The organism is Streptomyces sp. B1866, from assembly GCF_031932565.1.
Lineage (GTDB): Bacteria > Actinomycetota > Actinomycetes > Streptomycetales > Streptomycetaceae > Streptomyces.
The window spans coordinates 1-14,865 of the sequence record NZ_JAVSCF010000160.1; the positions used below are offsets into that span (position 1 = coordinate 1).

8 protein-coding genes and 2 pseudogenes are annotated in these 14,865 nt (G+C 75.4%); 4 read left to right on the plus strand and 6 right to left on the minus strand.

Going from position 1 to position 14,865, the window contains the following annotated elements; all coding sequences use genetic code 11:
- Nucleotides 1-236 precede the first annotated feature (236 nt).
- From RKE29_RS19965 to RKE29_RS19980, 4 genes and pseudogenes are all read left to right on the plus strand, one after another.
- Nucleotides 237-995: a GntR family transcriptional regulator gene (locus RKE29_RS19965; protein ID WP_312006830.1), complete on the plus strand. Its 759-nt coding sequence runs from the start codon at nucleotides 237-239 to the stop codon at nucleotides 993-995.
- A complete protein-coding gene (locus RKE29_RS19970; RefSeq protein WP_312006831.1) occupies nucleotides 995-1,552 on the plus strand; it encodes an ATP-binding protein in 558 nt (185 codons plus the stop codon). Before RKE29_RS19965 ends, RKE29_RS19970 begins: the two co-directional genes overlap by 1 nt.
- A 1,260-nt stretch (nucleotides 1,553-2,812) precedes the next feature.
- Nucleotides 2,813-2,899: pseudogene (locus RKE29_RS19975) on the plus strand (glutamine synthetase); the annotation flags it as partial.
- Between the two features lie 240 nt (nucleotides 2,900-3,139).
- Complete coding sequence (locus RKE29_RS19980) at nucleotides 3,140-6,295, plus strand: bifunctional [glutamine synthetase] adenylyltransferase/[glutamine synthetase]-adenylyl-L-tyrosine phosphorylase (RefSeq protein WP_312006832.1); 3,156 nt, start codon at nucleotides 3,140-3,142, stop codon at nucleotides 6,293-6,295.
- A 159-nt stretch (nucleotides 6,296-6,454) separates the two neighbouring features.
- Here RKE29_RS19980 and RKE29_RS19985 read toward each other — a convergent pair whose 3' ends face one another.
- From RKE29_RS19985 to RKE29_RS20010, 6 genes and pseudogenes are all read right to left on the minus strand, one after another.
- Nucleotides 6,455-7,573, minus strand: coding sequence for a pyridoxal-phosphate dependent enzyme (locus RKE29_RS19985; protein WP_312006837.1), 1,119 nt, complete (start codon nucleotides 7,571-7,573; stop codon nucleotides 6,455-6,457).
- 279 nt (nucleotides 7,574-7,852) lie between these two features.
- Complete coding sequence (locus RKE29_RS19990; protein ID WP_312006833.1) at nucleotides 7,853-8,734, minus strand: Cof-type HAD-IIB family hydrolase; 882 nt, start codon at nucleotides 8,732-8,734, stop codon at nucleotides 7,853-7,855.
- A 100-nt stretch (nucleotides 8,735-8,834) separates the two neighbouring features.
- Complete coding sequence (locus RKE29_RS19995; protein WP_312006834.1) at nucleotides 8,835-9,707, minus strand: phosphatase PAP2 family protein; 873 nt, start codon at nucleotides 9,705-9,707, stop codon at nucleotides 8,835-8,837.
- Between the two features lie 337 nt (nucleotides 9,708-10,044).
- Entirely contained in the window at nucleotides 10,045-11,736 is a 1,692-nt protein-coding gene (locus tag RKE29_RS20000; RefSeq protein WP_312006835.1) for a glycoside hydrolase family 13 protein, read from the minus strand.
- A 500-nt stretch (nucleotides 11,737-12,236) separates the two neighbouring features.
- Nucleotides 12,237-12,845: pseudogene (locus RKE29_RS20005) on the minus strand (TetR/AcrR family transcriptional regulator); the annotation flags it as partial.
- 401 nt (nucleotides 12,846-13,246) lie between these two features.
- Nucleotides 13,247-14,865, minus strand: a 1,619-nt coding sequence (locus RKE29_RS20010; protein ID WP_312006836.1) for a hypothetical protein, incomplete at its 5' end; no start/stop codon positions are given.

Below are 14,865 nucleotides of genomic sequence, written 5' to 3' on the forward strand. Positions count from 1 at the left end.
TTCCAGGCATCATGGAACTACCCCTTCGAGGGTCAGGGAGCGGCTGTCTGCTTGGCGGTGGAAGCCGCTCCTTGCTTTTCCTGCGTGACCAGGACTTTTCGCGGATCAGCGCCCCAAGCCGGGGCGCGGTGTCGCCGAGACCGACTCGGTCGGCGACATCCCTAGGGTTCCCTAGGGCACCCTAGGGTGTCAAGCGGTACAGTAGGGAACCGATCCACCGAGACAAGGAGCTGACGATGTCGGATCAGGCCGACAACCGAGCGCCATACGCGCAGATTGCCGCCCACTATGCGGGGCTGATCACGTCCGGTGAGCTGCGGCCGGGCTCGCTCCTGCCGAGCATCAAGAGCCTGTCGCAGGAGTGGAAGGTCAGCACTGCGACCGCCGAGAAGGCGTTGCGCAAGCTGCGCAACGATGGGCTCGTCAGGGGTATCCACGGCATCGGGACGGAGGTGCTGGACCTTCCTGCCCCGATGTCCTCCGGATCTCAGCGCCAGGACCGAGGACGCCACACCGGATCCAGTTGGGGAACCGGCGAACGGTCCGACTCCCACCAGGCTTCAGTTGTGTCGACACCCGCAGACGTGGCCCAGGCGTTGGACATCCGGCCTGGTTCGGATGTGATCAGGCGACGCCGCGTGTATCGCGACCGGCATGGCATCGTTGCGCACTCCACGTCGTGGATTCCTGCCCAGTATGGGAAGTTGGTCCCGCAACTGGCGAAGAGTGAGCGCCTGTCCGGGGGGACTTCGCTACAACTCATTGCTGAGGCCACCGGCCGACCGATCACTCACCGGATCGACACGGCATCGGCGCGTCTACTTACGCCGGAGGATGCGGAACTCTTGGAATTGGACCCCGCGAAGCCGCCAGCAGAGCCAGTAGTTTTGATGACCGCGAAATTCGTCGACAGTGAGGGCAGTGTTGTGGAATATGGCGTTGACCTTGGGAGTCCGGGTCGTACGTGGCGGACGGAATCGGAAGTCACTCAGTGATGACAGCCAACGACGCCCGTCGGCCGTTCTGCGTCCTGATGGCAGGACTCCCCGGCTCGGGTAAGACGACGCTGTCACGTGCACTCACGGCCCGAGGCTTCGTCAGGCTTTGTCCAGACGAAGAGATGTGGCGTCGACATGGCGTATACGGGGTCGACTTTCCCCGGGGCACGTTTCCGACCCTTGAGCGTCCGGTCCTCGAAGAGATCTCCATGGAACTCCGTAAGCAGCTCCAAGCTGGGCATGACGTAGTGGTCGACCATGGTTTCTGGACGCCAGGCGACCGCGCTCGATGGCGGTTGATCGCGACCCACGCCGGAGCAATCTCGGTGCTGGTCTACTTGGAGGCCAGTCACGAAGAACTCTGGTCGCGTGTAAGTGAGCGGAATGCGCGGCATGAAGCCGATCCGAACTCGATCTATTTCGCTGAAAGCGACCTGATCCGTTATCGGGCCCGGTTCGTGCCTCCCGAGTCCGACGAGCCTCACCTTTCCTACGATGGCGACCCTGATTCGGTACTGAAGTCACTGGAAGATAGCGCCCACTCCCACCCATGACCCCCGCTTTTCATAGGGGGAGCAAGCGAAGATGGCCGCCCCCCCCTGAAACGCCTCCGAGAGCTCCCGCACATACAACAGAGGAGGGCCAACGGCGGGCAGGCCCCGACGTAGCCGTGGCCGTGGGAAGAGACCACCCGGGCGGGGCGGGTGGTCTCTTCGGTGCCTGAGCCGCGACTGGGGGCATTGCGGGTCCACCGGGGCCTCCCCTCCCTAAGAGCCTCCCGGCGGTATACCCGGCCGCAGACGCGCGACGGCGGTCAGCCTCACGGGCCGACCGCGCGCCGACAAACGCCCGCCCGCAGGGCGGTCCCTCTTGCTGGGCGCGTCACCGTGTGTACTGGGGGAGGAAGGCTCTTAGGAGGGGGGCGGCCGCAGGCGGGGCTTTGAGGGCCGGGTCGCGGGCCGCCTCCCCTGCCTCCCCGCCTCCCCCGGAGGGGGGCGGCCGCAGGTCAACGCTGGGAAGGTCGAGCGGGGAGGCGTCGGGGGGAGAACTCCCCGTCTCCCCGAGCCCTCCCCGTCACTGTCTGTTACAGCTGAAACAGGGAGGGAGGCAGGCCCCATCTTGGCGGGCCCTGTCCGAGGGGTTCAGGACCCGTCCCGGCGGTGGCCTCCCTGCCTCCCTGGCCTCCCCTGAGCCTGGTCTGCGCAGGTCAGACCAGGGAGGCAGGGTCAGGGAGGCAAGCAGGGAGTTCTCCCTGCCGCTCCGGGCGCCTCCCTGTACTCAGCGTTGCCGCACCGGCTGTGCGACCCGCCGCGAGGCGGGCCGCCCGCGATTGGGAAGGCCGCCCGGCCGGGGCCAGGCACCCGGTGCGATAGCGGCCCCGACCGGGGTCCCCAACCTCGCCGTACGGCCGGTTTCGGCGCCTTCCCGGCCGGGGCCCGCTAACCGCTAACACCCTGCTCAACGGCCGTTCGAGCCGCTAGCGGACCCTCTAGCGCTAGAGCGTTGCGCCCCTAGCGTTAGCGGTCCCGCCCCGGGCCCCTCAACCCCCGCCTAGGGCCGATTCGATGCCTTCCCGGCCGCGGCCCGCTAACGGCTAACGTCCAGTTCAACGGCCGTCTGAGGCGCTAGCAGGGCCGCTAACGCTAGCGGATCCGGTCGCTAACGTTAGCGGCCCCCGGCCGCCCCCGCCGGGCCGTCTGTGGGCCGTCCGAGGACAGCCAACGACGACCAACAACGACCAACAACCACAGCCCGACCGCAGGTCACAGGCCGTCCCGGTGGAGCCTTGCCAGGTCGCCGATCGGGCCCGTAAGTTCCTGCGCAACAAGAAGCAGGAATGGGAGGAGTACCGCTCCGAGGTCACCCCCTTCGAGCTGCGCAAGAGCCTGCCGGTGCTGTGACGGCGCCGTGACGCGCCGGCCGGCGAGCCGTTCCGCGGCCGCGGCGGGTACGCTCGTCCGTGGCCTTGATCGGCGCGGGACACCGGGAGCGCGGGACACCGGACGCGGGACCGGCGCCAGTCTCAGGACCGGCGCCGGGCGCGGGACACCGGCCAGGCACCCCGGGACGCCGGGACAAGGCGCGAGCGAGTCGACACGCCGGCCGGCACGTCCGGCGGGCCGCGGCGGGAGGCCTGCGAGATGAGTGTGCCCAGTCTGCCCGAGGGACGCCGGAGCAGTACGTTCATCCGGCTGGTCAGATACGGCTTCACCGACCCCGCGGCCGCCGAGCGGCTGCTGGACTCCGCGCCGCTGGCCGGCGTGCGCGCCGACCCGGTGCTGCTGGACGCGCTCGGCGCCACCGCCGACCCCGGCCTGGCCCTGCGCGGCCTGGTCCGGCTGGCCGAGGCGCTGGAGCGCGGCGGCCCCGGGCGGCGGCAGGCCCTCCTCACCACGCTCGTCACCGCCAAGCCGCTGCGCGACCGGCTGCTCGGCGTCCTCGGCGCGTCCGAGGCGCTGGGCGACCACCTGGCGCGCCACCCCGGCGACTGGGAGAGCCTGGCCACCTACGAGCCGGCCGACCTCAACCCGGCCACCCCCGAGTTCGAGCAGGCCCTCGCCGAAGGCGTCTGGGGGCCGCCCGGCGCGGGCCGCGGCAGGGCCGACGCGCTGCGCACCGCCTACCGCCGCGCGCTGCTGGGCGTCGCCGCCCGCGACGTGTGCGGCACCGCCGACTTCGCCCAGACCGCCGCCGAGCTGGCCGACCTGGCCTCCGCCACGCTGCGTGCCGCGCTGGAGATCGCCGCCGAGGAGCAGCCCGCCGACGCCGCGTCCTGCCGGCTCGCCGTGATCGGCATGGGCAAGTGCGGCGGCCGCGAGCTGAACTACGTCTCCGACGTCGATGTGATCTTCGTCGCCGAGCCCCGGGACGAGGACACCGACCAGCCCGGCGCCGAGGCCCGGGCCCTGAAGGCCGCCACCCGGCTGGCCTCCCGGATGATGCGGGTGTGCTCCGAGGTCACCGGCGAGGGCGCCATCTGGGCCGTCGACCCCAACCTGCGGCCCGAGGGCCGCAACGGGCCGCTGGTGCGCACCCTGACCAGCCACCTCGCCTACTACCAGCGCTGGGCCAAGACCTGGGAGTTCCAGGCGCTGCTCAAGGCCCGACCGGTGGCCGGCGACGCCCGGCTCGGCCAGGCCTACCTCGACGCCGTCACCCCCCTGGTGTGGCAGGCCGCCGAGCGGGAGAACTTCGTCTCCGACGTGCAGCAGATGCGCCGCCGCGTGGTGGAGGCCATCCCCGCCGCCCACCTCGACCGCGAGCTGAAGCTCGGCCCCGGCGGCCTGCGCGACGTCGAGTTCGCCGTGCAGCTCCTCCAGCTCGTCCACGGCCGCTCCGACCCCGGCCTGCGCAGCCCCACCACCCTCGTCGCCCTCAAGGAGCTGGCCGCGGGCGGCTACGTGGGCCGCGCCGACGCCGCCGCCATGGACTCCGCGTACCGCTTCCTGCGCACCCTGGAGCACCGCATCCAGCTGCACCGGCTGCGGCGCACCCACCTGATGCCCGACGACGAGGCGGACCTGCGCCGCCTGGGCCGCTCGGTGGGCCTGCGCACCGAGCCGGTGACCGAGCTGCGCCAGGAGTGGCGGCGGCACTCCCGCGAGGTGCGGCGGCTGCACGAGAAGTTGTTCTACCGGCCGCTGCTGGACGCCGTCGCCCAGCTGGAGCCCGGCGAGGCGCGGCTGAGCGCCGAGGCCGCCGGCCAGCGCCTGGAGGCCCTCGGCTACGCCGATCCGGCCGCCGCGCTGCGGCACCTGGAGGCTCTGGCCTCGGGCGTCTCACGGAAGGCGGCGATTCAGCGTACGCTGCTGCCCGTGCTGCTGGGCTGGTTCGCGGACTCCGCAGACCCTGACGCTGGTCTGCTCAACTTCCGCAAGGTCTCCGACGCGTTGGGCAAGACGCCGTGGTATCTGCGGCTGCTGCGGGACGAGGGCGCCGCCGCCGAGAACCTGGCGCGGGTCCTGTCCGGCGGCCGTCTCGCCCCCGACCTGCTGCTGCGCGCCCCCGAGGCGGTCGCCCTGCTCGGCGACCCGGAGGGCCTGCGGCCACGCGGCCGGGCCTCGCTCGAACAGGAGATCCTCGCCGCCGTCGGCCGCGCCGACGGGGCCGAGCAGGCGGTCGCCGCCGCCCGCGGCGTGCGGCGCCGCGAGCTGTTCCGCACCGCCGCCGCCGACCTGATCGAAAGCTCCCGCTCGGTCAGCGCCGACGAGCGGTACGCGGACGGCTGGCCGGCCGTCCCCCGGCCGCCCGCCGAGGGCCCGAAACCCGTCGGCGACGCGGCGAAGGACGCCCGGGAGGCCGAGGGTCCCACCAAGGAGGCCGCGGACCTGGTCGGCATGGTCGGCGACGCCGTCTCCGACCTCAACGCCGCCACCCTGGCCGGCGCCCTGCGCGCCGCCGTCGGCGCCACCTGGGGCGACGAGTCGCCCACCCGCTTCGCCGTCATCGGCATGGGCCGCTTCGGCGGCCACGAGCAGGGCTACGGCTCGGACGCCGACGTGCTCTTCGTCCACGAGCCGCGCGACGGCGTGGACGAGCAGGAGGCCGCCCGCGCCGCCTTCACCATGGCCAACGAGGTGCGGCGGCTGCTCCAGCTGCCCTCCTCCGACCCGCCCTTACTCGTGGACGCCGACCTGCGCCCGGAGGGCCGGTCCGGGCCGCTGGCGCGCACCCTCGCCTCGTACGCCGCCTACTACCGGCGCTGGTCGCTGGTGTGGGAGAGCCAGGCCCTGCTGCGCGCGGAGCCGGTCGCGGGCGACCCGCAGCTCGGCGCGCGCTTCATGGAGCTGATCGACCCGCTGCGCTATCCGGCCGACGGGCTCGACGAGGACGAGGTCCGCGAGATCCGGCGCCTGAAGGCCCGCATGGAGTCCGAGCGCCTGCCGCGCGGCGCCGACCCGGCCACCCACGTCAAGCTGGGCCGCGGCGGCCTGTCCGACGTGGAGTGGACCGTGCAGCTCCTCCAGCTGCGGCACGCCTGGGCCGTGCCCGGCCTGCGCACCACCCGCACCCGCGAGGCGCTGGCCGCGGCGAGCGAGGCGGGGCTGATCAGCGGCGCCGACGCGCGCGTGCTGGACGCGGCGTGGGTGCTGGCCACCCGGGTCCGCAACGGCGTGATGCTGGTCCGCGGCCGCCCCGGCGACACCTTCCCCGCCCCCGGCCGGGAGCTGGCCGCGGTAGGCCGCTACCTCGGGTACGGGCCGGGCCACGTCGGGCAGATGCTGGACGACTACCGGCGTACGACCCGGCGGGCGCGGACGGTGATGGAGCGGCTGTTCTACGGGTACGACGGGTGACGCCGCCCGGCGGGCGGGGCACCGGGCCGGCACCCGCCCTGGTGCCAGGGGCCGCACCCGGCGGCGTACGAGGAGCCGCGCCCGGCCCGTAGGGCGCGCTCCACCGCCCGGACGCGCCCGCCGCTCGGGGCCGGAGCGCGGCCCGCCCGGTGGCGGCCGTCAGCCGTCCGTCCCGAACAGCCCGGCCATCGCCGCCTGCGCCTTCAGCCCCGACCCGGTCAGCAGCACGACCGTCGTCTCCCCGGCCCGCAGCGCGCCCCGGGCGCGGAAGGTGTCCAGCGCGGCGGCCGCCGTCGCGCTGGTCGGCTCCGCGAACAGGCCCGTGGCGGCCAGCCGCCGCGCCGCCGCCGCGATGTCCGCCTCCGGCACCGCGGCCATGTCGCCCTCCGACCGCCGCACGGCCGCCAGCACCTCCGGCAGCCGCACGGGCTTGCGGATGGCCGCGCCCTCGGCGATCGTCGGCGCGACGGCGACCGGCACCGGGCCGTCCGCACCCGCCTGGAAGGCGGCGTGCAGCGGCGCGCAGTGCGCGGGCTGGGCGACCAGCAGCCGGGGGCGGCGGGCGATCTGCCCGGCGGACAGCAGCTCGGTGAAGCCGATGTCCAGCCCCAGCACCGTGCTGCCCGCCCCGGCCACCGTCACCACCGCGTCGGGCGCCGCGAAGCCCAGGTCCTCCCACAGCTCGTAGGCGAGGGTCTTGGTGCCCTGGAGGAAGAACGGGTGCCAGTTGTGCCCGGCGTACGCGGTGCGGGCCGACCGGCGCAGCGCCTCGGCCGCCGCCGCGTCCCGTCCGCCCGGCACCAGCTCCACCGCCGCCCCGTACGCCCGGCTCTGCAGCACCTTCGACGGCGAGGTCCCGGCCGGGGCCAGGATGGTGGCCCGGATGCCGGCCGCCGCGCAGTAGGCGGCGACCGACGCGCCGCCGTTGCCGGAGCTGTCCTCGATCACCTCCGGCACGCCCCGCCCGGCCAGGAACGAGATCATCAGGCTCGTCCCGCGGTCCTTGAAGCTTCCGGTGGGCGCGAACCACTCCGGCTTGAACAGCACCGGCGTCCGCCCCCAGACCCCCGGCACCAGCGGCGTGCCGCCCTCGCCGAGCGAGACCGGGCCGCCGGGCAGGTCGGGGAAGGCCGCCCGGTAGCGCCACAGCGAACGGGTGCCCGTGTCGATGTCGGCGGGGGTGATGCCCGGCAGCGGGGAGACGGTCAGCGGCGCGCCGTCGTCGCCCCGCCAGCGCCACGCGTCGATCGGGTACGAGGCGCCCGACCGCTGGTCCACGTAACTCGGCTCGCTGCGCGTCACCGGGGCAGTCTGTCCAGGTCAGGGGCCGGGCGTCAACCGCCGTCCGACCCCGGCCGGGGCCCGCGGCCGTCCCGCGCGGGCGGGCGTCCCGGACGTACGGCGCCTCCCGCGCGTGCGGGTCCCGGGCGTACGGCGCCTCCCGCGCGTACGGGCGACGCGCCTGCGCGCGCGTACGGGCCCGTACGCACCGGAAGCGGCCGGGGGCGGCCGGAAGCGCGGGAGCGGTCGGGATCGGCGGACCGGCCCCGGGCGCGGTCAGCGGGTCGCGCCCGGGAACAGCCGCTCCAGGACCGCCGCCACGCCGTCCTCCTCGTTGCCCGGCGCCACCTCGTCGGCGACCGCGACGAGCCGCGGGTGGGCGTTGCCCATCGCCACGCCGTACCCCGACCAGGTCAGCATCGGGATGTCGTTCGGCATGTCGCCGAACGCGACCGTCTCCCACGGCGCGCACCCCAGCAGGTCCGCCGCCCGCCGCAGGCCCACGCCCTTGTCCGTGCCGGCGGGCAGCACCTCGATCATGCCCTTCTCCGAGTGCGTCACCGACACCTCGTCCCCGCCGGCCCGCTCCGCGGCGGCCGCGACCTGGCCGTCCGGCAGGCCGGGGTGGCGCAGCAGCACCTTCTCGATCGGCTCGGCCCACAGCTCCTCCCGGTCCTCCACCACCCGCCAGCCGGGCCGGGTCCGGGGCGCGAAGGCGCGGGTGATCACGAACCGGTTGGCGGGCGCGGCGGTGACGACGCCCAGCTCCAGCGGGGTCTCGCTGTCCAGCTCCTCCTCGGTGCGCTTGACGACCGCCCGCGCCAGGTCCCGGTCCAGGGCGGCGGTCATCAGCAGCCGGTCTGCGTCGAAGTCGTACAGCTGCGCGCCCTGGCCGCACACCGCGAGTCCCCGGTAGCCCATCGCGACCAGGAACTCCCGGCAGGACGCCGCGGGCCGCCCGGTGACCACCAGGTGCCGCGCGCCGGAGCGGCCCGCGCGGGCGAGCGCGTCCAGGGTGCGGGCGGACACCGTCAGGTCGCCGCGCAGCAGCGTTCCGTCGAGGTCGGTGGCGACCAGCCGGTGGCGCGGCGGCGCGGAGCGGGGGCGGGGGACGGGCGGGGTGACGGGGGCGGAGGCCGCGGAGTGATCGCTATGCACGCCGCTGATCTTCGCATCGGTCGCCGAGACCCGATGGAATCCCGCTTGAAAACCTGGTTCCGCGACCGCCGTACCGTACGCACCCCGCGCGGGCGGCGGTTCAGGCGGGGCGCAGCTCCGGGCGCTTGTCCGGCACGTGCCGCGGCAGCCGGTACGGCAGCCGCCCGTACCACGCGCGTGACAGCGCGAAACCGAAGGACAGGCACAGCACCCCGCCCGCCGCGTCCAGCCAGAAGTGGTTGCCCGTCGCGACGATCACCAGCAGGGTCGCCGCCGGGTAGAGCAGGCCCAGCGTGCGCACCCACGCCGGGCGGGCGAGGGCGGCGATGGTCAGGCCGCACCACAGCGACCAGCCGATGTGCATCGACGGCATGGCCGCGTACTGGTTGGACACGCTGGCCAGGTTGCCCGACGCCATGGAGCCCCACGTGTGGTGCGCCACGACCGTGTCGACGAAGCGCCCGCCGTCCATCAGGCGGGGCGGCGCCAGCGGGAAGAAGTAGTAGCCGAGCAGCGCCACGCCGGTGGTCAGGAACAGCGCCAGCCGGGCGGCGGCGTACCGCCCGGGATGCCAGCGGTAGAGCCACACCAGCACGCCGATGGTCACCACGAAATGCAGGGTCGCGTAGTAGTAGTTCATGCCCACGATCAGCCAGCCGACCGAGTCGAGCGTGTGGTTGACGGCCCGCTCGAAGGCCATGCCCAGGCGGTGCTCGCCGGTCCAGATCCAGTCCGCGTTCCGCAGCGCGGTCGTGCGCTGGTCCGGAGCGGCGTTGCGGATCAGGGTGTAGGTCCAGTAGCTGACGCCGATCAGCAGGATCTCGAACCACAGGCGGGGCCTGCGCGGGGTGCGCAGCCGTTCGATGAGCCGCCCCCGCTCCGCGCGGTCGTGGTCCGGGTGGACCGAGGTCTCGTCGATGGGTGACGGGGTGTCCGTCCGGTCCTCCGGATTCCTCACAGTTGATTCACCCATAAAACACCAGTCTGCCAGATTCCGGCCGACGTGCAGATCATCCGCAGGTCGGTTCTTCGTCCCGTATGCCCCGTTCGTATCTCCCGACGCAAGGGGCGCGCGACTTCCGGAGTGCGCGCGGGCGCCTCCGGCGGGCCGCGCGCCCGTCCGGGCCGCCGCGCGCCCGTCCGGCAGCCGGGCACGGCCGGTGCCCGGGAGGCTCCGCGCGGTGCCGGCCACGCGGTCCTGAAACTAGTCGATACAGGATGTTATCGGACACTGGCAGGCGTGCCGGGCGCGTCGGCCGCTGCGGACCGTGCCCGGGCGCGCCTGACACCGCGGACCGTGCCGCCGTCCGTCAGACGGCCCACCAGGCGCAGGAGTCGGCGGGCAGCCGCACCGTGCCCGCGCCGTCCGCCGCGGCGCCCGCGCCGTCGCCCCGCGGCGGCCCGTACGCCATCGGCTCCGACGCCAGCAGCTCGCGGCCCGGCACGGGCAGGTCCACCGGCGTGCCGAGGGTGTTGAGCGTGCACACGAAGCCGGGCCGCGACAGGGCCAGCACCCCCTCGGGCGCCGGCAGCCACGCCATCGGCCCGTCGCCCAGGCCCGGCAGCCGCCGCCGCAGGGCGAGGGCGGCGCGGTACAGCTCCAGCGTCGACCCCGGCACGCCGGCCTGCGCCTCGACACTCAGCCCGCCCCAGGTCTCCGGCTGCGGCAGCCAGCTGCCGCCCGGCCCGAACCCGTAGCTGGCGCCCGTACGCGACCAGGGGATCGGCACCCGGCAGCCGTCCCGGTAGCCCTCCTGCCCGGCCGCCCGCTGGAACGCCGGATCCTGGCGCACCTCGTCCGGCAGGTCGAGCACCTCCGGCAGACCCAGCTCCTCGCCCTGGTAGACGTACGCCGAGCCGGGCAGCGCCAGCATCAGCAGCGCCGCCGCGCGCGCCCGCGCCAGGCCCTGCTCCGGGCCCGCCGCGGCGTAGCGGGTGGCGTGCCGGACCACGTCGTGGTTCGACAGCACCCACGTCGTCGCCGCGCCCACCGAGGCCGTCGCGGCCAGCGACTCGTCGATCACCCGGCGCATCCCGGCCGCGTCCCACGGGCAGGTGAGGAAGTGGAAGTTGAACGCCTGGTGCAGCTCGTCGGGGCGCACGTACAGCGCCAGCCGCTCGGCGTCGGCCACCCACGCCTCGGCCACGCCGACGCGCGCGCCGTCCGGCCCGCCGCCGTAGGAGTCCAGCAGGCGGCGCCAGGAGCGGTGGATGTCGTGCACGCCGTCCTGGTCGAAGAACGGCAGCGCCTGCCCGGCGATCAGCCGCGCCTGCTCGCCGCGGCCGATGTCGGGCATGCCCGGCGCCTTCACCATGCCGTGCGCCACGTCGACGCGGAAACCGTCCACGCCCAGGTCCAGCCAGAAGCGCAGGATCGAGACGAACTCCTCGCGCACCTCGGGATGGTCCCAGTTCAGGTCGGGCTGCTCGGGCGCGAACAGGTGCAGGTACCAGTCGCCGGGCGTGCCGTCGGGCTCGGCCGTACGGGTCCACGCGGGCCCGCCGAACACGGACTCCCAGTCGTTGGGCGGCAGCTCGCCGTCCGCGCCGCGCCCCGGCCGGAAGTGGTAGCGCTCGCGGGCCGCCCCCCGGGGCCGGTCCGCCAGTGCCGCGCGAAACCACGGGTGCCGGTCCGAGGTGTGGTTCGGGACGATGTCCACGATCACCTTCAGGCCCAGCTCGTGCGCGGTGCGCACCAGGTCGTCGGCGTCCCCGAGCGTGCCGAACAGCGGGTCCACCGCGCGGTAGTCGGCCACGTCGTAGCCGCCGTCCGCCTGCGGCGAGACGTAGAACGGGGTGAGCCAGACGGCGTCCACGCCGAGCCCGGCCAGGTGCGGCAGCCGCTCGCGGACCCCGCGCAGGTCTCCGACGCCGTCCCCGTCGCTGTCGGCGAACGACCGCACGTACACCTGGTAGATGACGGCGTCGCGCCACCAGCCGCGCCCGCTGCCGGGCCGCGCCGGCTCGGTCTGGACGGCGGGGGTGGTCAGCTCCTGGGTCATGGCGGCACGCCTAACGGGTCGGGGGGTGGTCGGGACGCACGCGCAGGAACGTAACAGTCCGGCAAGGGCCCGCGGAAGAGCTCGCGGAAGAGGTGCGTGGCCGGGCCACGGATCGGCTGCCCGGCGCGGGCCGGCACCGGCGCGCCGGGCGGGGGAGGACGCGCGGGGGCGGGGCGGCGGGCGCGCGCGGGCGCGCGGTCCGGTGCCCTACGAGACGGTGGGGGGACTGATGCCGTACGGGCCGGCGGTCCGGTGCCGTACGGGTCGGTGGGGGCGCGGATCCGGGCTCCGCTCGCCCCCGCCGGGCCGGGGCCGCGGCCCGGGCGGATCAGCCTCCGGGCGTGAGCGCGGTGAGCCGGGCCGCCAGGTCGGCCAGCGGCCCGTGCCCCGCCTCGTCCGCCACCAGCCGCCGCAGCGCGGCCGCCATGTCCTCGTCGTACGCGGCGCCCACCGCCACCAGCGCGGCGAAGTCGTGGACCAGCCNGCGGCCCGTGCCCCGCCTCGTCCGCCACCAGCCGCCGCAGCGCGGCCGCCATGTCCTCGTCGTACGCGGCGCCCACCGCCACCAGCGCGGCGAAGTCGTGGACCAGCCGCGACTCCAGCTCCGCGCGCGGCACCCGGCGTCCGTCCAGCCACAGCAGCGCCGTCGTCTCGGCCAGCGACACCCAGGAACGCACCGTCAGCTGGGTGCTCGGCGCGGGCCGTTCGATGCCGAGGTGGGTGAGAAGCTGCTCGTACGCGGCCTGCCGCACGCCCTCCACGACCGCGCCCGCGCCGCCGGGCGCCGTCGCCGCCCCGCCCCGCATCAGCGCGGTGAAACCGGGCCCGTGCTCCTCCACGAAGTCGAAGAAGCGGCTCATGACGCGCCGCAGCCGCACCGCGAGCGGGCCGTCGAAGGGCTCGGCGAACCGGCCCACCAGCTCGTCCGCCGCGCGCCGCAGCGCGGCCTCGTACAGGCCCTGTTTGCTGGGGAAGTAATGGTAGATCAGCGGCCGCGATATCCCGGCCGCCTCGGCGATCTGATCGATCGAGACGTCCTCGGGCGAGTGCTTGCCGAACAGGCCGAGCGCGACGGTCAGAAGCTGCTCGCGGCGCTCCTCGACGGCCATCCGACGCCGCGTGCCCGTCCCCGTACCGGTCGTCGTACGGGTCCCCGTGCCGGTCGTCATGCGGACACTGTAACGACCGGCGCCTGTGCGGCGCTTGGCGGGTGCCGGTGAGCCGGACGGGTCCCGCCGTAGGCGCCTGCCCGCGGCGTGGCGGGCCCGGTGCACGGGGCCCCGGGGCTGGCGGATCGTCAGCACGCGCGTGCGGTGCCCGTCGGCGGTACGCACGGCGCGGCGTTGCCGTACGGTGCGGCGCGCCCGGCGCCGACGGCAGCCGAGCACGGCGCGGCCAGGAGGGCGCCGTCGGCCGTACGGACACCGGGCGCGGCCCGGCGGCCGCCAGCCGTACGGCCGTACGGCCCGCGCGTGCGGCCGCCGCCCCGGTGCCCGGCGGACCCCGGCCGTCAGTGCAGCGCGGCCAGGCGGCGCCCGTCCGTGAGCCTGCCGACCAGCTCCGCGCGGCTGCCGGGATCGGCGGGCAGGGCCAGCAGCCGTCCCGAGGCCACCCCGTGCGCGCCGCCGTCCGCCACGATCGCGATCACCTGGCGGCTGCCCGCGCCCAGCACGTACCAGCGCCCGGCCGCCGACTTCCACAGCACGCCCGCGAGCACGCGGGGCTCGCGCGGGCCGCACGCCGCCGAGCCGTCCGCGCTGGCGACGATCGCCGCCTGGCCGCCGGGTGCCGCCGTCGGCGGCCGGAACTGGGCCATCACCCTGCTGCCCGCGCCCCGCCACGTCTCGCCGCGCAGGCAGGACCACGCGGCGGTGCCGTCGCCCTCGGGCAGCCGCTGGGCGGCGAACGGCCACGCGTTCACCGCACGCACCCCGCGGCCGCGCATCAGCGGCAGGTGGCAGGCGGCGTGCGCCCAGCCCGCGCGGGCCGCCTCGCCCGTCGCGTCGCGGCCGCCGCCCGGGCCGGGCTCGCCGTACGTCAGCCGGGCCGGGACCAGCTCGCCGAGGTCGGTCACCAGGTGCGGGCCGAGCTGGAGCGCGGTCCAGGAGCGGCAGCCGCGCGCCTGCGCGGGGCTGGCCACCGGGGCGGTCACGCCGTCTTGGGTGCGCGGCAGCGGCCGGGCCGGGTCGCCGGGCCTGAGCAGGTCCCGCACGGCCGCCTGGCGCAGCCACGGCGCGGTCAGGAACCGCACGTCGCCGTGGGCGCGGCCGATGACCAGCGCCGTGGCCGTGGCCGCGGTCGCGGCGTCGACACGGGCGAGGTCCAGGGCCAGGGTGCCGCCGTCGGCCTCGGACTCGGCGTACCGCACCACGCGCAGGCCGTCGTACAGCACCACCACCGCGGCCCGGTCCACCTCGCCCGCGAAGAGCAGCTGGGCGGGACCGGCCGGCGGCCCCGGCGGCGTGCCCGGCGTGGCCGACAGGTGCACCGCGTGGTCCGGGTGCGCCCACATGGCCAGCGCCCGGCGCAGCAGCGCCGTGTCACCGGTGCGGTCGCCCCGCGCGGGCCAGGCGGAGAAGTCGGCGCGGGTAGCCCGGCGCCAGGCGGTGGGCGCGGCACGGGTGAGCGTTGCCGGGTCCATGGCCTGCTCGACGGCCGGGTTGCGGGCGTAGGCGGGCGTGTCGTCGCCCCAGCGGCCGCCGGGCATGCCCAGCAGCGCGCCGCACACCACGAGCACCGCGGCCCCGGCCACGGCCGCGCGCAGGTGCTGCCGCCGCCGCATCAGGTCGGTGGGCCGGACCTGGAGCCAGCACGGGTCGAAGCCGGCCGAGCCGAGCAGCGGCCTGCCGTCCGGGCTGGTCGCGTTGGCCCGCACCCGGCCGGCCTGGGCGAGCGCGGCCCCGGGGTCGGGCACGTCCGCCGCGTCCAGCAGGTCGCGCGTGTCCGGGCCGGGCAGCCGCTCCAGGACGCGCAGCACGTACGCGGCGCGGGCGGGCGCCGACAGCCCGGCCAGCGCCTCGTCCAGCGCCCGCTCCTCGGGGCTGGCCGCGCGGGGGGCCAGCCGCAGGCCCCACACCCACGGCAGCGGCGGGACCAGGTGCCCGGGCCGGGGCGGCGCCCAGCGGCCGC